The organism is Streptomyces sp. CB02923 (genome assembly GCF_001905005.1).
GTDB lineage: Bacteria > Actinomycetota > Actinomycetes > Streptomycetales > Streptomycetaceae > Streptomyces.
Map to the genome: position 1 here is coordinate 46,211 of NZ_LWKZ01000024.1, position 19,915 is coordinate 66,125.

The following is a 19,915-nucleotide window of genomic DNA, read 5'->3' on the forward strand; positions in this document are numbered from 1 at the left end:
GTCCGCGCCGCCCGCCCCGTTCAGCCTTCCTCGCCGCGCTGCCGCTCCATGCGGTGGATCTGCTCGACGAGTTCGGCCGCCATCGACTTGATGGTCTCCAGGCCCTCGCGCCCCCACGGGCGGCGTTCGAGGTCCACCACGCAGACCGTGCCGAGGGCCATGCCCGTACGGTCGATGAGCGGTGCGCCCAGGTAGGAGCGGATGCCGATCTCGTCCACGACCGGGTTGCCCGCGAAGCGCGGGTAGTCGCACACGTCCTCCAGTACGAGCGCCTTGCGGCGGACGATGACGTGCGGGCAGTAGCCGTGGTCGCGGGCCATCACCCGGCCGGGCTGGGCGCTCGGCGGCGCCGGGCCCAGTTCGACGGGCGCCTGCTCGCCGCCGGGTGTGTACAGCCCGGCGAAGTACTGCCGGTGCTCGTCGATGAAGTTGACCATGGCGTACGGCGCCCGGGTCGTCCGGGCCAGCTTGCGCGCGAACTCGTCGAAGGCGGGCAGCGGCGACTCGCCGATGCCCAGCGCACGCAGCCGGGCGACGCGGGCCGGCGCCTCGTGGTCCTCCGGGGTGAGCAGCAGATGACGCGTGGGGTCGTAGGAGGCGTACGACACGCGTGGGGCGGGACGGGTCACGGGAGCTCCGGGGTGGCGGCGAGGGCGGGAGTGAGCAGGTGCTGGACGAGCGAGACCAGGACGTGGGTGGAAGAGCTGCACTGACGTGCGTCGCACAGCACGACCGGGGTGCCGGACGGGAGGTCTATGGCGGAGCGCACCTCGTCCGGTTTGTAGTGGTACGCGCCGTCGAACTCGTTGACCGCGACGACGAACGCGATGCCGCGCCGTTCGAAGAAGTCGACGGCGGCGAAGCACTGGTCCAGGCGGCGGGTGTCGGCGAGGACGACGGCGCCGAGCGCACCGTTGGACAACTCGTCCCACATGAACCAGAAGCGTTCCTGCCCCGGGGTGCCGAAGAGGTAGAGGACGTGCTCGCGGCCGAGGGTGATCCGGCCGAAGTCCATGGCGACGGTGGTGGTGTTCTTGTCCTCGACACCGGCCAGGTCGTCCGTGCCCACGCTGACCTGGGTGAGCAGTTCCTCCGTACTGAGCGGTTCGATCTCGCTGACCGCGCCGACGAAGGTCGTCTTGCCGACGCCGAAGCCGCCGGCCACCAGGATCTTCAGCGCCAGGGGGAACGGGAACGGGTCGGCGCCGAAGCCCGCCGCGGACCCGACGGGGGACGAGCCCGCCGCGGACGGGAGCCGGGCATCGGCGGACAAGGCGTCAGAGCCGTTTGCGAAGTCCATGCAACACCGCCTCCAGCAGGGCTCGGTCGGTACGGTTCGGGCCCGACCCGCAGGCGGACACCGGTACGGGTGCGCGGGCGGCCAGGGCCCCGCAGTCGACCAGGTCGGCCAGCAGGACCTTGGTGACCACGGCGGGCAGATGTATGTGCGCGGCGATCTCGGCGACCGACACCGGCCCGCCGCACAGCCCCAGGACCGCGGCGTAGTCGGGGCCCTGGCAGGTGACGGGCCGTTCGCCGGTGGCTATCACCATGGTCAGCAGGTCGAAGTGCGCGGTCGGGCGGGTCCGGCCGTTGCTGACCGTGTACGGGCGGACCAGGCGGCCGGCTTCGTCGTCCAGCCACGGGATCTCCCGGCCTGGTCTGCGGCGGCGCCGTACGCCCATGGTCAGCGACCACCCGCCGGAGCCTGCTGCCGCACCGGCGTCGCGAGGTAGGGCCGTACGCTCTTGACCAGCATCCCCATCTCGTAGCCGAGGACCGCCACATCGGCGTCCCGGCCGGCCAGCACGGCGAGGCAGGCGCCCGATCCGGCCGTGGAGACGAACAGGAACGTGGACGCCAGCTCGACGACGACCTGGAGTACGTCGTCGCCGTTGCCGAAGCGCACCCCGGCACTGCGGGCCAGCGAGTACAGGCCGGAGGAGAGGGCGGCCAGGTGGTCGGCGCTGTCCGGGTCGAACCCGTGGGCCGCTTTGACCAGGCCGTCGGAGGACAGCAGAAGCGCGCTGGTCGCGTGCGGTACGCGGTTCACGAGTCCGGTCAGCAGCCAGGACAGGTCGGTGTGCTGGCCTCCCTGCAGGTGCGCATGCGCCTGCGTGTGCACGTCACTCACCATGGTCGCGGTCGTCTCCTCGGCGGGGTTCGGGCCTGTCGTGGCCGGCGTCGGCGCCGGCCCGGTAACTGTCGTAACCGTCGTGGTCGCCGGGACGGCCGTAGCTGTCGTCGGCGAGGCTGACACCGCGGCGGAACGCGGCCATCAGACCGGGGTCGTGCTCAAGTTCGGGCTCGCCGTCGCGGCGCCCCGCGGACGGCAGGATCGGCTCGCCGCGCAGCTGCGGCACCAGATGCTCCTGCTTGCGGCGGCGCGGCAGGCTCGGCCGGGCGCCGTCGTCCGCCGCGACGGGCGGGGCGGGCGGCAGGAGGACCGGGCCGGGGGCGGTGGTGCCGGGCGGTGGCGCGGCTCCGGACGGTGGCGTGGTGGCGTGCGGTGGCGCGGCTCCGGGCGGTGGCGCGGTGGCGTGCGGTGGTGCGGCCGCGTGCGCGGCGCGCGGGCCGGTGTGCGGTGTCTCGGTCGCGCTGGGCCATACGCCCTCGCCGTACGCGATGTCCGGGTACGCGCCGGTGGCGGCCCCGGCGACCGGCGCTCCGTGAGCGGCCTGGACGAGCCTGCGGCGCGGCCCGCCCGGCGGGCCGGGCTCCGCGAGGCCGGCGTCGGCGTACCCGCTCCGGTAGCCGGACGCGGAGTCCGCACCGGTGAGCGAGGGCGGTTCGGGAACCGTCAGGGTGATCTCCCCGGCGTCCGCGTACTGCTCGTCCTCCTGCGGCTGTTCGGACTCCGGGCCCAGCAGGCCCTTCGGTACGACCAGCACGGCCTGCACCCCGCCGTAGATGTTGCTCTGGAGGCGGACCACGATGCCGTGCCGCCGGGCGAGCGAGGAGACCACGAACAGCCCGATGCGCCCGTCGCTCAGCAGCTCGGCCACGTCGACGTGGTCGGGGTCGGCGAGCAGCCCGTTCATCCGGGTCTGCTCGACCGGTGACATGCCCAGGCCGCGGTCCTCGACCTCGACGGCGAGCCCGGCCGTGACCAGCTGCGCGCGCAGCAGGACGTGCGTGTGGGGGGCGGAGTAGACGGTGGCGTTCTCGACGAGTTCGGCGAGCAGGTGGATGACGTCGGCGACGGCATGGCCGCGCAGCGTGCCCTCGATGGGCGGCACCAGCTTGATCCGCGGGTACTGCTCGACCTCGGCGATGGAGGAGCGCAGCACCTCGGTCATGGTGACCGGGCGGCTCCACTGGCGGCGGGAGATGGCGCCGCCGAGGACGGCGAGGTTCTCGGCGTGCCGGCGGATGCGGGTGGCGAGGTGGTCGACGTGGAAGAGCCCCTTGAGCAGGTCCGGGTCCTCCACCTGGTTCTCCAGCTCGTCCAGCAGCTCGATCTCGCGGTGCACCAGGGACTGCAGGCGCCGGGCGAGGTTCACGAACACCTCGACCTTCTGCTCGTTGCCGCTGGCGTTGCCGCGGACGATGGCCACCGCGTCCATCACCGCCGCCTCGGCCGCCCGGCCCGCCGCGGCCACGTCGTGGGTGAGCAGGTCGAGGGTGTCGCCGGTGGGCGGCGCGAGCGGTTCGCTCTCCCGGGGCTGGAGCCATTCGCCCTGGCGGACCCGGTCCAGCAGGTCGTAGAGGTCGTGCTGGCTGCGGGCGCAGACCTCGCGCAGGCGCGCGTGGCGGGCCACGGCGGCGCGTGCCTCGCTGTTGGCCGCGGCACCCGCGGCCGTGACGATGGCGCAGACCAGGCCGCAGGCGCCGAGCAGTACGGCCCACTCGCGGCCGGTCAGCCCGGCGCCGCCGACCCGTACGACGAAGGCGGTGGCGGCCGAGCAGGTGGCGGCGACCAGGAGACAGGGCACGGCGGCGAGCCGCACCAGGCGGGTCCGTATGGCCGAATCGGCGGCCGTCTCCGGGAACGCGGCCCGGCCGTGCCGCCCGCCTTCCCGCTCCCGGCGCCGGGTGGCCGCCGCCGTGGGGTCCGCCCCCCGGGGACCATGGGGGCCCAGGGGGCCCTGGGTCTCCTGGGTGGCAGGGGTCCCCTGGGGAAATGCAGCAGACATCGGCGCTCTCCGGATCGGCCGTCGGCAGTTCACGGAGCACGCACGCTAGTTGTTGTGAGGGTGGGGTACGGACGCACTTCGGCGTTTCGCCACCCCGCGCCACCTTCCCCCGAGGGGGGCGCTCGCGCGCCAGTTCGCTTCTCCCCGAACTACCGTTCAAGCCAGCGCGGTTGCCACCCACCCGGCACCACCCGCCCGGACGGCGGACACCGACGCGGGACGAGGCGCAACGCCCCCACCGCCGGTCCTGCCCCTTCCCCTGGAAGGCTGCCCAGTTTCCCGGACGAGGATGCGGTTCAGGCCGACAACCACACCACCGAAAAACGGAAGACATGAATCCGCCGATGTTCGGCGACGGGGATTCCGCAGCGGGATGCGGCTTGACCTGCACCCCGACACGCCTTCGCCCTGACGGCCACCATGGACGCCCCCGCACTGGCACCGACTACCACCGCCACCCGCCGAACCCTGTCGGCACTCACCGCCAATGCCCCGGAATCAGGGCTGGAGATGCGCCGGGAGCGGTTCACTGCATCAACTACTCAACTCATCCCGACTACTTGCATGGCAAGCATAACTGTACGCCAACTCAATCCAATCGAAAGCATTCGTCAATGGCACACGAAGATTTCGTGTGCCATCTTGATACTCATTCAGCGCGAAGAGCAAGGAAAGTCGGCCATTTCGCACGAGTTCAGCTTGATGCACGCCGCTCACTTCTCCATTCAGATACACCCTCACTACGCCTTCAGTCAGCGAGTGCAGATTCAATCCGGGTTCATATGCACCACATCCGCTTGCGTGAGCTTCGTCAGCGACGGATAAGGGCATCCACACATGTGTCCCGCCACCCCGCATAACCGGCTTCGTCACGCAGACGCAGAAGACCGTGAGCGAAGGCCCCCAAAGGGTGATCGAGATCGAGCGGTTCCGGGCGTCGCCCCACATGAGCCCCCATAGTCCCGATTAGTCCAAGCAAGTGATGAGGTAGCCCAGAATTCTAGACGCCCCGACCGACCTGCGCCGACGCTGTGACGACTCAACGCACGCCGGTCCAGCGGAGGTTCACGGTGGGGTTCTCGTTCGGCATCAGACTGCTGCTCATCCTGATGGCGGCGCTTCTGGCGGTCATCGTCGGCTTGGCGGCCGGCGTTCTCGCTCACCTGGACGAGGCTCGGCCACCTGCCTGCATCGTGCGGGCCGCCGCGGCTTGCGGGGTGGCCTTGACGCTTTTCCTCTTGACGCTGTGCAGCCTCGGGCTCCTCAGCTGAGGTAATGAGCTGGTTGCTCCGCCCCGGAGTCAGGAGCATCGCTCGCCCCATGCCCCTGCATCGGAATGTGTCCGACCGGCCAGTGCCCCGGTCGCCTGCGATTCCCTAGACTGCACCGCACACGAAGCAATGATCACCGTCTGTGATCCCGGTGGGTTCTTCTCCCGCCCCTTGTGTTCGCCCCGGAAGAAGGAGGCCGACATGGCCCTCCTGGATCTTCAGCTCCTGCCCGTCCGCAAGACCGTCCGCGCCGACGGCGGCTTGCACAGCGGAAGCTGCGCAAGCCTCCTCCTGTGCGACAGCTGCGGAAGCCTCCTACTCTGTTGACCGGACGCCACGTCGGTGGAGGCGTACCGGATCACGCAGACCGTGGCCGAGGGGCCCGAGGCCACGCTGCACGTGGCCAAGGAACGAGCAAAGTCTCCTTCGAGTCGCAGGTCAGGACGGATCTTCCCCGCAGGCGTGGGGTGTGTTCGGGTGGACGGGCAGTCTCCCGGCCCGCCCGCCGTCCCACGGCATCGCCCGTCTACCCGGCGGACGGCGCCGTCCGCATCGTGTCCACCCGTTCGACGGTGAAGCGTTCCCAGGAGCCGGCGCGGTCGGAGCGGGCGCGCAGCAGGCCGTAGTCGCCGTCGGTGTTGTTGACCTCCGTGCTGACGTACTTGTCGTTCGCCTTCGACTTCAGCGCGAACGTGCCGTCGGGCTGCGGCTCCATCAGGAACTTCTCCCAGGAGCCGACGGTGGTGCCGCGGGTGCGCAGCATCCCGCTGTGGCTGCCCGTGTCCTTGACCTCGGTGCTGACGAACAGGTCGTTCGCCTCGGACCGCAGGCTCACCGTGCCGTCCGCCGCGTCGTCCTGCAGCGTGAAGCGCTGCCAGGAGCCGACCTTGTCGCCGCGGGCCCGCAGCTTGCCCTGCTGGTTCCCGCTGTCGTTGATCTCGGCGGTGACGTACTTGCCGTTCGCGACGGACTTCAGTGCCAGCCTGCGGACGACGGTGCGGGCCCACTCGTTGACGTCGTCGACGCGGGTCGCGACAGCGCTGTTGCGGGTCTCGCTCGCGTCGGCTCCGAAGCATCCGCCCTGCCAGGAGGCGGTGTTGACGGCGATGAGCCGGTACCGGCCGTCCTTCTCCCGGAAAGCGGGGCTGCCGGTGTCGCCCTTGCAGATGCCGGCGCCCGCCTTGCCGGTGACACCGATTCGGCCGTCCGCGACCGAGTCCACGGCGAAGGCGCCGGTGTGCAGGCGGTCGGGGATCCACTCGTGCTTCGTGCGGCCGTATCCGGTGGCCCGCAGTTCCTCGCCCGCGGTGGGGGCCGTGGTCCCCAGTGCGACCGGAGTGACGTCCGTGACCGGCTTGTCGAGCCGGGCGAGCGCCAGGTCGCGGTCGGCGCGCGGGACCAGCTCGACGATGTCCCGTACCTGACCGGCCTGGGTGGTCAGGTCGGTGCGGCCGATGGTGGCCGTGGTCTTCCGGGTGGGCTTGCCCGCGGGGACCTGGAAGCCCTGGCCGGGGCTGTCGGCGAAGCAACTGGCCGCGGTCAGGATCCAGTGTGCGTCGACCAGCGCGCCGGAGCAGCTGCGTTCGCCGTTGCCGATGTCCAGCTTCGCGGTGAACGGGTACGCCTTGTCCTGGGCGGCGTCCCCGGCGAGGGCCTGCGCCGGGGCGGTGGTGAGTGCGCCCGCTGCGACCACGGTCGCGGTGACGGTGGCTATCCACGCCGGGCGCGGGGTTCTGCTGTGCACGGTTCGATTCTCGATTCGTTCAGGGTGGTGCGGAGGGGGTCGTGCCGGGTTCTCAGGCCGCCGGGAGGGAGACCGTCCCGTAGAGCGAGTGGTGGTCGGAGGGGTGTGCCTGCGGGGAGACGGCGCAGGCCGTGAAGGGGGCGTTCTTCGGGGCGAAGAGGTAGTCGATCTTCATGTCGCCGATGGTCGGCCGGCCGTCGCGCGGCGCGCCAAAATCGCCGAGCTGGGCGCACTCCCCGTACTGCGCGTACACGGGTTCCAGCACGGAGCGGGATTCGCCCTTGGCGGCGTCCGGCGGGACCACGTTGAAGTCCCCGCCGAACACGGCGCGGTAGCCGGGCCGGTCGACGATCCGCAGCATTTCGGCCGCCTGGGCGCGACGGAAACTTCCGTCCGCGTCGTCGTACGCGGGTCCGCCCGCGCTGAAGTGGGCGGTGCACAGCAGCAGCGCGCGGCTCGGAAGCGCGGCGCACAGGGCCGAACGCTGCTCCGTCCTGGCCCCCCGCTGATTGGTGTCCGGCGAGGTCAGGTCGTACCCCTGGAACCAGGAACTCTCGTCCGGCACGGCGAGCCCGATCCCATAGGCCCCGCGGTCCGTGTCACCGGCGGTGTCGCACTGCTTCTGGGCCTTGAGCGTCCCCGCGTGGTAGTGGATGGGAGCGAAGAACACGTTCCAGCCGCGGCCGGTCGCCTGCTCCAGCGCCTGCTCCACCGGCTTGGCGTGCTTCTCGCAGAATTCCTGGAGGAACACCGCGTCCGGCAGCGGTCCGCCGGCCGATGGGCGCAGCCGGGACACCAGCTCGGCCGTCAGCTTGTCGGCGCCGGTGTGCGCGTTGCCGCACTGCGTGTTGTTGTTGCCGCAGACGTTCCAGGTCATGACGTTGAGCTGCGCCGCGCGAGGGGACGCGGGGGGCGGTGGCGCGCTGCTGCCGTTCACCCGCTCGAAGGCGAAGCGCTCCCAGGCGCCGACGCGGTCGGAGCGGGCGCGCAGCAGAGCGTGGTCGCCGCCGGTGCCGTTGATCTCCGTGCTGACGTACTTGTCGTTCGCCTTCGACTTCAGCGCGAACGTTCCGTCAGGCTGCGGCACCAGCAGGAACTTCTCCCACGCACCGATCTTCGCCCCGCGGTTGCGCAGCATTCCGCTGTGGCTGCCCGCGTCCTTGACCTCGGCGCTGACGAACAGACCGGTCGCATCGGACCGCAGGCTCACGGTGCTGCCCTTGTCGCCGGTGTGCAGCGTGAACTGCTGCAAGGGCCCGGTCCCGTCAGCGTCGGCACGCAGCTTGCCCTGCTGGTTCCCGCTGCCGCCGGCCTCGACGGTGACGTACGCGCCGTTCGCCTGGGACTTCAGGGCCCACCGCTGCCCCGCGGACCTGGCGGTGTCCGCGGTGTCAGCGGTGTCCGCGGCCTGCGCCTCCGTCACGGGCAGGACCGCCGCAAGGGCCAACAGCCCGCACAGCGCGGCGAACGACGATATGAGCCGACGCACGCGACCTCCTCTTCCTGGTTCGGCCTGCGCCTCATGGAGATTCGGGCACAGATTTCCGGATTCTACGTACAAGTCATCCGGGGCCGCCGGGCGAGGCCGGGAAGCGGAGATCGGTGAGCGGGCGCTCCGCGCCGCCTCTTCCGTTCACCTGGGCGCCGCGGTGCAGGGTCCTTCCGTGGGTTCCACACCGTCAGAGTCCTGTACGGGCCCCGCGGCACCGGCACCTTCCGCGGCCTCCGCGGCGCGAAGGGCTTCACGGCGGCGGCGTAACCGCCGTATCAGAGCGGCGATCCCACTGGTCAGCGCGATGATGGTCAACATCAGCTGCCGTCCCCGGCGTGCGGTGCCAGACGCTCACGGGCCCAGCGCGCCGCAGCGTCCACTTCCTGGACGGTCGTGACCGGGCAGCCCCAGAAGCGGTCGCTGGCGTTGCGCTGCCCGGTGCCCCCGGGCCCCGTCGGCGGGACGACGAAGGCGAGGCCGCGGCAGGTGCGGGCGAGTTCGGGCCGGAGTTCCTTCACCGCGCGCGCCTGCTCGGCGACCGAGCCGTCACGCGGACCGGAGCCGTCGGACCCGTCAGCCCTGACAGACGTGTCAGCCCCGTCAGCCGCGTCAGGCGCTTCAGGCGCTTCAGGCGCTTCAGGCGCTTCAGGCGCTTCAGGCGCTTCAGGCGCGAGCTGCGCCATGTCGACGACGGCGGAGAAACCCTGCCCCCGTTCGAGGGCGGCCCGCAGCATCGCGAGGATCGCCTCGCGGGCCTCGTGCGCGGGCTCCGCCCGGACGACCACCGTGACCAGCGGCCACTCGTTCCATTCCGTCTCGACAGGCAAGGGTGCCCCCTCCTCGGTGCCCAGCAGGGCGAACGTAAGGAAGGCAAACCTAAATTAGGCGAACAGTGTTCGCAAGGGACGTCAGCCGAGAAGGCCGCACAGGAGACGCTCCACCGCCCAGGCGAAGTCGGCACCGCGGTCCACCTGTTGGCCCGGCGCCGGGCCACCCGTACGGGAGGAGTCCTCCCCCGCCCCACCGGCACCCTCACCCGTCACACCGTGGCCAACCGGATGGGCGTTGAGCAGGCAGCCGAGCATCAGGTTCACCAGCGCACGGTACGCCCGCTCCCCCTCCTCGCCGCGCAGGCCGAGTTCCTCCAGCCCGCGCACCGCCGACGCGGCGAACGGCGCCGCCTCGTCCAGTACGTACTCACCGTCGGCGATAATCCGCGCGGCCCAGGGGTGGCGCGCCAGGTAGTCGTACGCGTCACGCCAGTAATCCACCATGCACTGCCGGGACGCCCCCGCCTCTTCACCGACCGGCAGATGGAGGGCCACATCCCGGGCCAGCAGCAACAACAGCTCGCCCCGGTCGGCGATGTGGCGGTACAGCGACGCCTGCCCGCCCCCGAGGGCCTGGGCCACCTTGCGGACAGTGAGGGCCTCCATGCCCTCGGTATCGGCGATGTGGCGCGCGGCCGCGACGATGCTCTCCCGGGACAGCACGGGCGGCCGCCCACGGCGTTTGCTTTCCATTCGCAGCACTGTAACGACCCGTCGCACCGCGCTTCCCGGCGCCACGGGCGGACGGCGGTCCCGCCTTGCCTCCTTCCCGACGGCGGGGCTAGGGTCCCGGCATTAGCGAACGTCGTTCTCAAAATCTCCGAGGAGTCCTGTGCCCGCGCACCAGCCGCGTTCCCGGCCGACCGGGAAAAGCCCGAACGGTACGGCCACCCTGGTCACCCTGATCGTGGCGGTCCTGTCCTACGCCCTGATGCAGACGATGCTGGTACCCAGCATCGGAGTCCTGCAGAGGGAGCTGAACACCACGCCGGTCGGCGCCTCGTGGGCCGTGCTCAGTTCCACGCTCCTGGCCAGCGCCGTACTCACGCCGCTCATCAGCCGCCTCGGCGACAGCCACGGCAAGCGGCGCGTACTGACCGCGGTGCTGCTCGTCTACCTGGTCGGCACCATCGGCTGTGCCGCCTCCTGGAACATCGGGGCCCTCATCGGCTTCCGCGCGGTGCAGGGTGTCGCCCTGTCGATCCTGCCGCTGTCCTTCGGGCTGCTCCGGGAGGCGCTGCCGCCGCGGCGCATGGCCTTCGGCCTCGGCCTGACCTCAGGGCTGGTGGCCGGAGCCGCCGGCGTCGGCCTGCTGGCCGGCGGCCTCATCGTCGACCACACGTCCTGGCGCTGGCTGTTCGTCGCGGGTGGGGTGCTGATCGTCGCCACCCTGCTGCTGACGCTGCGTACGGTCCCCGAGAGCCCCGACACCAGCCGCGCACCGCTCGACCTGCCGGGAGCCGGGCTGCTCGGACTCTCGCTGGTCACCGCGCTGCTCGGCCTGACGGAAGGTCCGGGCCGGGGCTGGGGCTCGGCCGCCGTACTGGGGCTGTTCGCGGCGTGCGTGGTCCTGTTCGTCCTCTTCGTGCTCCACGAACGGTCGTGTGCCCATCCCCTGGTCGACATCGGGCTGCTGGCGCGCCGGCCGATCCTGATGACCCATCTCGGGGCCTTCATGCTCGGCGCGAACCAGTTCGTCTTCTACGTCCTGGTGCCCAAACTGGCCGAGCTGCCCAACGGACTGCCCCCGGACGCCGCCCGGCTGGTGACCTACGGCTTCGGCGCGAGCGTGACCGGCGCCGGACTCATGATGCTGCCCGGCACCCTGCTCGGCCTGCCCGCCAGCGCCATCGCGGGCCGCGTCGGAAGGCGCTGCGGAGCGCGTACTCCGCTGGTTCTCGGTCTCGTGGTCAGTGCGGCCGGTTCGGCGCTGATGGCCTTCCTGCACGCCGCCGTGTGGCAGGTGGTGGTGTTCTACGCCGTGGTGGCCGTCGGGGCGGGCTTCGCCATGGCGGCCCTGCCCAAGCTCGTCCACAACATCACCGCCCCCGCCCAGAACGCCACGGCGAACGGCATCAACACCGTCGCCCGTACGGTCGGCGGCGCCGTGGGCAGCCAGTTGGGCACCGCGGTACTGACCACCTGGGCCATCGACGGCACCTCACTGCCGTCGGCGAACGGCTTCACGATCGCCTTCGCGGCCGGTGCGGTGGTGGCCGCCCTGGGAGTACTTCCGGCCCTGTGGACCCACACCCGAAGCACTCCGCCGACGACCGCACCGGGCACCGCCCACCCGCCGCCATGGTCCCGGCCCGAACCACACCGGCCGGCCGCACACGTCCGCCCCCTCGACTGAGCTTCAGCACGTGCCGCGGCAGCAGAGGGGCAGCAGAGAAAGCCCAGGACCTACCGCACCTACCGCACCACCTCGAACGCGTCGGCGGACGGTGTGACGGCGGGCCAGGACGGCCAACCGTGTGTCGGCGGGAGGGCCACCGACCGCCACCATGGGTCGACGATCTGCTCGTCGGCCGGCTCGAAGGGCTTGCCGGGCAGCGGCGCGGCCACCTTCGCGCCCGCCTCGCGCGCTGCCGCGACCGTGCGTTCCACCGGGTCGGACCACGCGTGCGGGGCGAGGTTGAACGTCCCCCAGTGGATGGGCAGCAGCGCGCCCGCCGGGGAGCCCTGGGACAGATCGGCGTGGGCGCGCAGGCCCTCCTCGGGCGTCATGTGGATGTCGGGCCAGAACTCGCTGTAAGCACCTATCTGGATCATCGTCGCGTCGAACGGTCCGTGCTCGGCACCGATCTCGGCGAAGCCGGGGAAGTAGCCGGTGTCGCCGCTGTGGAAGACGCGGTTCGCGGGGCCGGCCACCACCCAGGACGCCCACAGGGTGTGCTGCGGGCCGCGCAGTCCGCGCCCGCAGAAGTGCTGCGCGGGCGTCGCGGTGAGGGTCAGTTCCCCGACGGCCGCCGACTCGTGCCAGTCCAGCTCGGTGATGCGCTCCGCGGGCACGCCCCACAGTTCGAGGTCGGCACCGATGCCGAGCGGTACGACGAAGCGCGTGCCCGTACGGATGAGGGCCTTGACCGTCGGCATGTCCAGGTGGTCGTAGTGGTCGTGCGAGATGACCACGGCGTCGACCGGGTCCAGTTCGCCGAGGGCGAGCGGCACCGGGTGCAGGCGCCGGGGGCCGGCCCAGGTGAACGGTGAACAGCGCTCGCCCCAGACCGGGTCGAACAGCACCCGGTGTCCGTCGATCTCGGCGAGGACGCTCGAATGTCCCATCCACGTCAGCCGCAGCCCGGAGGCGGGCGGCTCGCCCCAGTCCGCCGCGGTCGGCCGGTGCACGGGTATCCGGCCGACCGGCGACCGGCGCAGCCGGCCTTCGCGGCTCAGCTGTGTCCGGGCCATGGCCAGCGCGGCGCCCGGCACCATCTGCCGGGTCGGTACGGGGTTGCGGAACTGGCCGTCCACGAACTGCGGGGACCTCTGTATCCGCGCCAGCCGCTCCCCCGTGGGCCACGCGCCGAAGACGGCGGGGCGGCGCAGCGCGAACCGCTCTGCGGAACGTGGGGCGGACGGGGATTCGCTGCGGGGTCGGTAGCCTGGCACGGCACCTCCATGGTTCGGGCGGTAGCGCTTTTCGACGAGTCGCCGCGCAGTGAACGGATCGCCGCGGTGACAGGTTCCGGCACGTCGGCGTCCGGGCCGCGGCACCGGCTGCGGATACCGCGACGTCCGGACACGACACGTGTGCCCTGCTCGTACCGAACCACTCGGCCGCTCCCGGCATTCCACGGCGGTCCGTACGGCCCTACCTTCATGGCATGAGCCAGACCCGGCCGCCCGCGCAGCCACCGGAACACGAGGACGGCCGGGCCGGCGGGCGCCCTCCCGTCGTCGGACATCCCTTACCGCCGCCGGGAGGGCCCCCGCCGGACGACGGCGGGCGCCCGGCCGAGCTGCCGCCCCCGGTGGCCCGCGCCGCGCCGCACCTGTCTCGGCCCGGGGTGCGCCTGGTGGCCGTGCCGGTGGCCGTCACCCTCGGGCTGCTGGCCGTCGCCGCGCTCGGCACCGGTCTCGTCGGGCGGTTCCGGGCCGCCGAGTCGCCCGAGGCGCGGGCCTTCACCTCGCTTCTGGAGTTCGACCTGTGGAGCGCCCTGGTCGGTGCCTCGATCGCGCTGTACGTCGCGGTGGCCTACGCGATGGCGTACGCGGTGCGCCGGCGGTGGCGGCTGCCGGTCGACCGGCCCGCGCCCCGGGCCGTGGCGGTGCTGGCGGCGGGGGCCGTCCTGCTGATGGGCGCTGTCTTCGGGGTGCTGCGCTTCTTCACGCCGTCCGGCACCGTGCCCGTGCCGCTCGACGGGCTGGCGTGGCGCATCCCGCTGCTGCTCGTTCTGGGGATGCTGGCGGCGTCGCCCGGTGCGGTGGGCCTGTGGGACGTACAGGTCCGGCTGCTGCGGCTGAGCCGTCGGCTGCCCACCGAGCCGGGCGTCCTCGCGCCGGTGGGGGCGCTGCGGGAGCTGGACCGTGCCTGGCGGGACGCGGTGCGCTTCCTGACCGGCGGCAGCCTGATCATCTCGACCGCGGTCGTCGACGCGGGTGCGCTGCGCAACGCGCTGCTGGCGCACGGCGTGTCCGAGAAGACCTTCCCGGCGTCCTCCGTGCTGCTCTACGGCGCGTTCTTCAGCGTGATGTTCGCCCTGGTCTTCCTGCCGGTCGTGGTGTTGTGGCGGTCGGTCGCCGGGCGGCTGGTCGAGGTGACGGTCCGCATCCCGGAGGCCGACGAGCTGACCGGGGAGTGGATGGAGCGCCGGGCGCGGCTGGTGGCCTTCCTGCGCCTGGACGTCTCGCTGCCGAAGGTGCTGGCCCCGGCGTTCGGCATCCTCGCGCCGCTGGCCACCGGTGTGGTCAGCCTGTTCCTCCCCGGGAGCCGGTGAGGCGGGGAGCGCCGGTGCGGAGGCGGACTGCCGGTGGGGCGGCGGCCGGTGGACCCGTGAGGTGGCCGTGCCGTGCGCGTCGGCGGCCGTCCCGTACCGTCAGGCCGTCCGGCGCGGCGGTTCGACGGACGACGGCGGCGTGCCGGGGCCGGCCCGGGGCCGCAGCAGGAGGACGCGCAGGGCCAGGCGCGGGGACGTCAGGCGGGACGGCGGCGCGGTGAGGCAGAAGACGTCGCGGAAGACGGCGCCGACGACGGGGTCGAAGGCGGCACGGGCGGTGAGCCGCTGCACGTACCAGGTGGTCAGCCGTTCGCGCAGACCGGCACGGGCCTGGGGGCCGCTCGCGTAGGGGCGGTCGGCGCCGACCGCGGCGATCCAGGCGGCGTCGGCGGCGTGGGCCACCGCGCGCTGCGCCTCGCCCGCGAAGCCGGGCCGCAGGCCGCCGGACTCCAGGGTCCGGCGCAGGGCCCTGGCGCCGAGCGCGGCCACCGACATGCCCTGCCCGTATATGGGGTTGAAGGTGCAGTTTGCGTCGCCCAGGACGATGAACCCTTCGGGTACGGCGCCGGGGCGCTCGTAGTGGCGGCGGCGGTTGGAGGTGTCCCGGAAGCCGTGCACGGGCGAGACCGGTTCGACGTGCGGGAGCAGGCCGTGGATGTAGGGGTCGCCGATGGTGGCGGTGAAGTCGGCGAATCCCTGGTCGTCGGTCGGCGGGTGGTGGCCGCGGATGCCGGCGGCGGTCAGCAGCCAGTTGCCGTCCTCGACCGGTACGTACACGGCGCCGCGCGGACTGCCCGGCCAGCCGGGGACGTTGACGCCGATGTCCGGGGCACCGGCGGGGCCGGTGGGCCGGAAGATCCGGGTGGCGTAGGCGATGCCGGAGTCCACGGTCTCTTCCTGCGGGGCGGCGCGGCCCAGGCGGGCGTACCACTGCGGTGTCCTGGAGCTCCGTCCGGAGGCGTCGACGACGAGCGTGGCGGGGATGATCCGCTCGGCCGGGTGGGGAGTGCCCCGGTCGGCCGGGTCCGAGGTGCCCCGGTCGGCCGGTTCCCCGCTGTTCCCGTCGCGGTTCCCGTCGCCGCGCCCGCCGCGTGCCCGTACCCGTACGCCCGTGACCTGCCCCGCGTCACCGGTCAGGCCGACCGCCTCGGTCGCCTCCAGCACCTCCAGGCGGGTCGTCGACCCGGCGGCCGCACGCAGGGCCCGGTCCCGGACGACGCCGTCGATCACCGGGCGGGTGACGGACACGCACGTGTGGCGCCCCTCGTCGAAGCGGCGCTGCCAGCCGGCGGCCGTGCGGGTGACCAGGTCGCGCGGCAGGTGGAGGGTGTGTGCCCCGGCGTCGGTGAGGGCCTGGACCGTGCCGGGCAGCAGTTCTTCCAGGGCGTGTTGGCCACCGGTGAGGAAGACGTGCAGATGGCGGGCCTGCGGTACGCCCTTGCGGAAGGTGTGTCCCGCCGGGTAGCGGTCGCGTTCGACCACGGTGACCGCGTCCACGTATCCGAGCAGGGCGGTGACCGCGAGCATCCCGGCGAGTCCGCCGCCGATGACGACCGCGTGCCGCTCCCCCGTCGCTCCGGCGGTCTCTCGCACCGCTGCCCCCCGTCCCGCCGCTCGGGCGGCCCCTCACTCCGGCGGGCGGCCGTCGCGCCGCCGGTCACGCACGGACTCCCACCGTCGGCCCGCCGGGCGGCGCTGTCAATCACCGGCCACGCCCGCGCACATGGACGCGCCGCGGGCACGGCACCGGCGGGACCGCCGCTACTTCCGGCCCACCCCGCCGTAGAAGATGATGCTGTTCAGCTCCGCCGGGCCCGGGGGCGGCCCGTCGGGACGCCACAGCGGCGCCCGCACCACGCCCGGCTCCAGCAGCTCGAACGGCCCGAAGAGCGGCTCGACCTCGGTCCTGGTGCGCAGGTTCAAGGTGGCCGTCGCGTTCTTGTAGACGTCCAGTACGCCGTCCCGCGCCCGTTCGTCCGTGCGGCCTTCCGCGTACGCCTCGTACGGCTCGCCCGTGGCGTGGGACAGCACGAGGGCGCTCCCGGCGGGCAGGGCGCGCGCCAGGGTGGCGACGATGCCCGCCGGGTCCTCGTCGTCGCGGACGAAGTGCAGGACGGCCACGAGCAGCAGCGCCACCGGCTGGTCGAAGTCGATCAGCTCGCGCACGGTCGGGTGGTCGAGAAGGGCCTGCGGGTCGCGCACGTCGGCGAGCACGAACCCGGTGTCCTCGGTGGTGGTCAGCCGCGCTCCCGCGTGCGTGGCGACGATGGGGTCGTTGTCCACGTAGACGACGCGTACGCCGGGTGCCGTCTCCCGGGCCACCTCGTGGGTGTTGGGCGAGGTGGGGATGCCCGTACCGATGTCGATGATCTGCCGGATGCCGCCGGCGACCACCTCGCGCACCGCGCGGTGCAGGAAGGCCCGGTTCGCGCGGGCGCTCAGCCGCACCTGCGGGTGCGCCTCGATGACGCGCCGCGCGGCTTCGCGGTCGACCTCGTAGTTGTCCCGGCCGTCCAGGTAGTAGTCGTACATCCGCGCGGGGTGCGGCTTGCTGGTGTCGATCTCCTCGGCCTTGAAGGCGGCCGCGTCCTGCAGCCCCTGCGAGCCGTCCTCGTCCCACGAGCCGATCACGGCCCGGGAGAACTCCGCTTCCTTCACGCCGTCCTCCGGTCGGTTCCGCAGCCGCAGCCGCACGGCGCGGCGGTGAGCAGGAAGTCGGCCGCGCCGGCCTTCGCGCCCTCGATGAAGCTCTTGATCTCGCGGTGGGTGTAGATCAGGGCCGGGCCGCCGGGGTCGGTGGACTGGCGCAGCGCCACCCGCCCGTCCCCCAGCCGCAGCGCCTCGACGCACTCGCCGCCGTTGCCGCCGCTCCATGGCTTGTGCCAGCCGTCGCTGCCCAGCTCCGTGGCGGGCATGCCGTTGTAGATGCGTATGCGATCCATGGTTCAGATCTCCTTGCGAAAGCCGCCCAGAAGGGCCTCGGTGGTCTGTGCCGGCGCGGCTTGCGCGCACATCCGGTCCAGTGCCTCCAGGAACTGCGAGACGTCGTCGCGCTGGTCGAAGTACACCGCGCCCACCAGGTTCTCCGCGTACGCGATGTCGGGCAGCTCCGGGATCGGGAACCGGAAGATGTGGAACGGCCCGTACATCGAGGGGTGCGGTCCGGCGGCGAACGGAATGATCTGCAGCCGGACGTTGGGCAGGGTGGTGGCCTCGGCCAGGTGCGCGATCTGTTCGCGCATCACCCGCGGTCCGCCGATCGGGCGCCGGAAGACCGTCTCGTCCATGACCACCCAGAGCATGGGGGCGTCCGGGCGGGTGAGCAGCGACTGCCGCTCCATGCGCAGCGCGAGCGCGCGGTCGATCTCCTCCCGCGCCGCGTGCGGCATACCGGCGCGCAGGACGGCGTGGGCGTACTCCTCGGTCTGCAGCAGCCCCGGTACGTAGTGGGGCTGGTAACCGCGGATGAGGTTGGCTTCGCTCTCCAGGCTCACATAGGCGCTGAACCATTCGGGCAGCACGTCGCGGTAGTTGTGCCACCAGCCGGGCCGGTTGGCCTCGCGGGCCAGTTTGAGGAAGCCGTCGATCTCTTCCCGGTCGGTGACGCCGTAGGTCGCCAGCAGCTTCTCCACGTACGGGATCTTGAGGCCGACCTCGGCCTTCTCCATACGCCGTACGGTGGCGTGCGTGACATCGAGGGCGCCGGCCGCCTGCTCGTAGGACAGCCCCGCCTTCTCGCGCAGGTCCTGCAGCCTCTTGCCGAGCACCACCCGCAGGACGGTCGGAGCGCCACCCGACCGTGCTTCCGCCACTTCTGATCCCCTCCCACCGACATGAGTGATCAGCAGTGTGTCATGCCGTCAGAGGACCGAACAGACTGCGTTTGCGATTCTGCAAATTACACATTGATCCTTGCCATCGGTGACCAACATCGCACATAGTTGCGGAGTGGCTTCCTCCAACAACGCTCCTTCGTTAGGGCGCTGTGGCGGCTTCATCGCCGAGCGTCTCCGGGACGCGTTCCACTTGCCGGCGCGCCGTACCTCCGTACCGGAGGCGCGCAGACGCGTTCTCGCCGTGCTGCACGAGTGGGGCGCGGCAGAACAGGTCTGTGACGACGCCGAGTTGGTGGTCTCGGAGCTGTTCACCAACGCGGTACGGCACACCGACAGCGAGAAGGTCGACTGCGAACTGACGGTCGTCGGCGCGTACCTGCGCGTGGAGATCACCGATCAGGGCCGGGGCGACTCGGCGCCGCACGTCCAGCCCGGCAGTGTGGACAAGGAGTGCGGCCGGGGCCTGTTCCTCGTGGGCGCGCTCTCCGAGAGCTGGGGCGTCCGCCCCGACCCCACCGGCCGCGGCCGCACCGTCTGGGCCGACCTCCCCTACGGGAGCACCGTCACCCACTGAAACCGCCGCCCGCGCCTGGACGGCGGGCGGCGGGACGGCACCGCTGCTCCTCCAGAGGCTCCGGGTTCTCCGGGAACTCCAGGTTCTCCAGAGGCTCCAGGTTCTCCAGAGGCTCCAGGTTCTCCAGAGACTCACGGGAAGGCGGCACCGCTGCTCCCCAAGGAAAGCAGGTCCGGCTACAGCGGAAGCAGGTCCGGCCGCTTCGCCTCCACGTGATCACCGGAGGACTCGCCACGCAGGCGGCGGCCGATCCACGGCACCAGGTGTTCCCGCGCCCAGTGGATGTTGTCCCGGCGCGCCTCGGCCGGGGTGCGCTCCGCCTCCGGCGGCCATTCCTGGTCCGGGTCGGCCGGTACGCCGAAGCCCAGCACCTCCGCGGCGCGCAGCGCCACACGCGTGTGCCCGTCGGCCGACAGGTGGAGCCGGTCATCGCTCCAGGCACGCCGGTCCTGCACGGACTTCAGCGACCACAGGTCCAGGACCGGGCAGTCGTGCCGGTCGGCGATGGCCCGCACATGGGCGGTGTACGTCGCGATCTTGCCGCGCAGGTGCCGCAGCACCGGCATACCGCGGGTGTCGAACCCCGTGCACAGCAGCACGGTACCGACCGTCTCCCGCAGCGCGGCGACGGCCGCCTCGTACCGCTCGGCCACCGCGTCCGGGTCCGAGCCCGGCCGCAGGATGTCGTTGCCGCCGGCGCAGAACGTCACCAGGTCGGGGGCCAGGTCCCTGGCCCGCGGCACCTGCTCCTCCACGATCCGGTCCAGCAGGCGCCCGCGGACCGCGAGGTTGGCGTAACGGAAGTCGCCCTCCGCCCGCTGGTCCGACAGCAGGACCGCCAGCCGGTCCGCCCAGCCGATGTACGCCCCGTCACGGCCGGGATCCCCGACTCCCTCGGTGAAGCTGTCCCCGACGGCTGCGTACGACCCGATGGCGCCATATGCGCCACTGCTCATCTTCTTCGAATCGTCTGCCACGTCAGGACATACTTCACCCCGGGAAGTGACTTACGCCATCGTAACCAGGGGTTGACGTGGGGTGATTAATGCCACCCGGTCAAATTCTGATCAAGTCGGAATAAGGAACGGG

Annotated in this window: 21 protein-coding genes; 5 read left to right on the forward strand and 16 right to left on the reverse strand. The window is 72.0% G+C overall.

Annotation, left to right across the window (positions count from 1 at the left end; all coding sequences use genetic code 11):
- Nucleotides 1-20: 20 nt before the first annotated feature.
- The 5 genes from A6A06_RS23645 to A6A06_RS23665 are packed head-to-tail and all read right to left on the reverse strand — an operon-like array spanning nt 21 to nt 4,136.
- Nucleotides 21-629 (reverse strand): GAF domain-containing protein, encoded by a 609-nt coding sequence (locus A6A06_RS23645; RefSeq protein ID WP_199931110.1) that lies wholly within the window; start codon nt 627-629, stop codon nt 21-23.
- Nucleotides 626-1,300, reverse strand: coding sequence for a GTP-binding protein (locus A6A06_RS23650; RefSeq protein WP_242440907.1), 675 nt, complete (start codon nt 1,298-1,300; stop codon nt 626-628). The genes A6A06_RS23645 and A6A06_RS23650 overlap by 4 nt, the downstream gene beginning before the upstream one ends.
- Nucleotides 1,278-1,685 carry a DUF742 domain-containing protein gene (locus tag A6A06_RS23655; protein WP_073763370.1) on the reverse strand — a complete coding sequence of 136 codons (408 nt, stop codon included), beginning with the start codon at nt 1,683-1,685 and terminating at the stop codon, nt 1,278-1,280. The genes A6A06_RS23650 and A6A06_RS23655 overlap by 23 nt, the downstream gene beginning before the upstream one ends.
- A gap of 2 nt (nt 1,686-1,687) precedes the next feature.
- Nucleotides 1,688-2,137 (reverse strand): roadblock/LC7 domain-containing protein, encoded by a 450-nt coding sequence (locus A6A06_RS23660; RefSeq protein ID WP_073763371.1) that lies wholly within the window; start codon nt 2,135-2,137, stop codon nt 1,688-1,690.
- A complete protein-coding gene (locus tag A6A06_RS23665; RefSeq protein WP_242440908.1) occupies nt 2,127-4,136 on the reverse strand; it encodes a sensor histidine kinase in 2,010 nt (669 codons plus the stop codon). Before A6A06_RS23665 ends, A6A06_RS23660 begins: the two co-directional genes overlap by 11 nt.
- A 1,070-nt stretch (nt 4,137-5,206) precedes the next feature.
- Here A6A06_RS23665 and A6A06_RS23670 point away from each other — a divergent pair.
- Together A6A06_RS23670 and A6A06_RS43990 are read left to right on the forward strand one after the other, a co-directional pair.
- Nucleotides 5,207-5,407, forward strand: a complete 201-nt coding sequence (locus A6A06_RS23670) for a hypothetical protein (protein ID WP_073763373.1) — start codon at nt 5,207-5,209, stop codon at nt 5,405-5,407.
- Between the two features lie 201 nt (nt 5,408-5,608).
- Entirely contained in the window at nt 5,609-5,734 is a 126-nt protein-coding gene (locus A6A06_RS43990; RefSeq protein WP_199931111.1) for a SapB/AmfS family lanthipeptide, read from the forward strand.
- 199 nt (nt 5,735-5,933) lie between these two features.
- Here A6A06_RS43990 and A6A06_RS23675 read toward each other — a convergent pair whose 3' ends face one another.
- From A6A06_RS23675 to A6A06_RS23690, 4 genes are all read right to left on the reverse strand, one after another.
- A complete protein-coding gene (locus A6A06_RS23675; protein WP_073763374.1) occupies nt 5,934-7,151 on the reverse strand; it encodes a trypsin-like serine protease in 1,218 nt (405 codons plus the stop codon).
- 52 nt (nt 7,152-7,203) lie between these two features.
- Nucleotides 7,204-8,640: an endonuclease/exonuclease/phosphatase family protein gene (locus tag A6A06_RS23680; RefSeq protein WP_073763375.1), complete on the reverse strand. Its 1,437-nt coding sequence runs from the start codon at nt 8,638-8,640 to the stop codon at nt 7,204-7,206.
- A 320-nt stretch (nt 8,641-8,960) separates the two neighbouring features.
- On the reverse strand, nt 8,961-9,470 hold the full coding sequence (locus A6A06_RS23685) for a hypothetical protein (protein WP_073763376.1): 510 nt from the start codon (nt 9,468-9,470) through the stop codon (nt 8,961-8,963).
- 81 nt (nt 9,471-9,551) lie between these two features.
- Entirely contained in the window at nt 9,552-10,166 is a 615-nt protein-coding gene (locus A6A06_RS23690; protein ID WP_073763377.1) for a TetR/AcrR family transcriptional regulator, read from the reverse strand.
- Nucleotides 10,167-10,305: 139 nt separating this feature from the next.
- On the opposite strand from A6A06_RS23690, the gene A6A06_RS23695 reads away from it, so the two are divergent.
- A complete protein-coding gene (locus A6A06_RS23695; protein WP_073763378.1) occupies nt 10,306-11,829 on the forward strand; it encodes an MFS transporter in 1,524 nt (507 codons plus the stop codon).
- Between the two features lie 59 nt (nt 11,830-11,888).
- On the opposite strand, the gene A6A06_RS23700 is transcribed toward A6A06_RS23695, so the two are convergent.
- Nucleotides 11,889-13,088, reverse strand: a complete 1,200-nt coding sequence (locus A6A06_RS23700) for an MBL fold metallo-hydrolase (RefSeq protein ID WP_079194288.1) — start codon at nt 13,086-13,088, stop codon at nt 11,889-11,891.
- A gap of 215 nt (nt 13,089-13,303) precedes the next feature.
- Here A6A06_RS23700 and A6A06_RS23705 point away from each other — a divergent pair, with 215 nt between their 5' ends.
- On the forward strand, nt 13,304-14,416 hold the full coding sequence (locus A6A06_RS23705; RefSeq protein WP_199931112.1) for a hypothetical protein: 1,113 nt from the start codon (nt 13,304-13,306) through the stop codon (nt 14,414-14,416).
- 99 nt (nt 14,417-14,515) lie between these two features.
- Here A6A06_RS23705 and A6A06_RS23710 read toward each other — a convergent pair whose 3' ends face one another.
- The 4 genes from A6A06_RS23710 to A6A06_RS23725 all read right to left on the reverse strand — a co-directional run bounded on the left by A6A06_RS23710 (nt 14,516) and on the right by A6A06_RS23725 (nt 18,228).
- Nucleotides 14,516-15,943 carry an NAD(P)/FAD-dependent oxidoreductase gene (locus A6A06_RS23710; protein ID WP_073764463.1) on the reverse strand — a complete coding sequence of 476 codons (1,428 nt, stop codon included), beginning with the start codon at nt 15,941-15,943 and terminating at the stop codon, nt 14,516-14,518.
- A gap of 234 nt (nt 15,944-16,177) precedes the next feature.
- Nucleotides 16,178-17,047 (reverse strand): SAM-dependent methyltransferase, encoded by an 870-nt coding sequence (locus tag A6A06_RS23715; RefSeq protein WP_443333790.1) that lies wholly within the window; start codon nt 17,045-17,047, stop codon nt 16,178-16,180.
- A gap of 23 nt (nt 17,048-17,070) precedes the next feature.
- Entirely contained in the window at nt 17,071-17,358 is a 288-nt protein-coding gene (locus A6A06_RS23720) for a DUF397 domain-containing protein (protein ID WP_030023883.1), read from the reverse strand.
- A gap of 3 nt (nt 17,359-17,361) precedes the next feature.
- Entirely contained in the window at nt 17,362-18,228 is an 867-nt protein-coding gene (locus A6A06_RS23725) for a helix-turn-helix domain-containing protein (RefSeq protein ID WP_073763380.1), read from the reverse strand.
- 136 nt (nt 18,229-18,364) lie between these two features.
- On the opposite strand from A6A06_RS23725, the gene A6A06_RS23730 reads away from it, so the two are divergent.
- On the forward strand, nt 18,365-18,826 hold the full coding sequence (locus tag A6A06_RS23730; protein WP_242440910.1) for an ATP-binding protein: 462 nt from the start codon (nt 18,365-18,367) through the stop codon (nt 18,824-18,826).
- Here the strand turns inward: A6A06_RS23730 and A6A06_RS42010 are convergent.
- Complete coding sequence (locus tag A6A06_RS42010; protein ID WP_199931113.1) at nt 18,816-18,974, reverse strand: hypothetical protein; 159 nt, start codon at nt 18,972-18,974, stop codon at nt 18,816-18,818. The two genes, A6A06_RS23730 and A6A06_RS42010, sit on opposite strands and share 11 nt — an antisense overlap.
- Nucleotides 18,975-19,002: 28 nt before the next feature.
- Nucleotides 19,003-19,803, reverse strand: coding sequence for an SGNH/GDSL hydrolase family protein (locus A6A06_RS23735; RefSeq protein ID WP_073763382.1), 801 nt, complete (start codon nt 19,801-19,803; stop codon nt 19,003-19,005).
- Nucleotides 19,804-19,915: the final 112 nt, after the last annotated feature.

Coding starts and splice junctions, on each gene's coding strand:
- A6A06_RS23650 (WP_242440907.1), bottom strand. CDS start 1,300: ATGGACTTCGCAAACGGCTCTGACGCCTTGTCCGCCGATGCCCGGCTC.
- A6A06_RS23655 (WP_073763370.1), bottom strand. CDS start 1,685: ATGGGCGTACGGCGCCGCCGCAGACCAGGCCGGGAGATCCCGTGGCTG.
- A6A06_RS23660 (WP_073763371.1), bottom strand. CDS start 2,137: ATGGTGAGTGACGTGCACACGCAGGCGCATGCGCACCTGCAGGGAGGC.
- A6A06_RS23665 (WP_242440908.1), bottom strand. CDS start 4,136: ATGTCTGCTGCATTTCCCCAGGGGACCCCTGCCACCCAGGAGACCCAG.
- A6A06_RS43990 (WP_199931111.1), top strand. CDS start 5,609: ATGGCCCTCCTGGATCTTCAGCTCCTGCCCGTCCGCAAGACCGTCCGC.
- A6A06_RS23690 (WP_073763377.1), bottom strand. CDS start 10,166: ATGGAAAGCAAACGCCGTGGGCGGCCGCCCGTGCTGTCCCGGGAGAGC.
- A6A06_RS23705 (WP_199931112.1), top strand. CDS start 13,304: ATGAGCCAGACCCGGCCGCCCGCGCAGCCACCGGAACACGAGGACGGC.
- A6A06_RS23710 (WP_073764463.1), bottom strand. CDS start 15,943: ATGCTCGCGGTCACCGCCCTGCTCGGATACGTGGACGCGGTCACCGTG.
- A6A06_RS23720 (WP_030023883.1), bottom strand. CDS start 17,358: ATGGATCGCATACGCATCTACAACGGCATGCCCGCCACGGAGCTGGGC.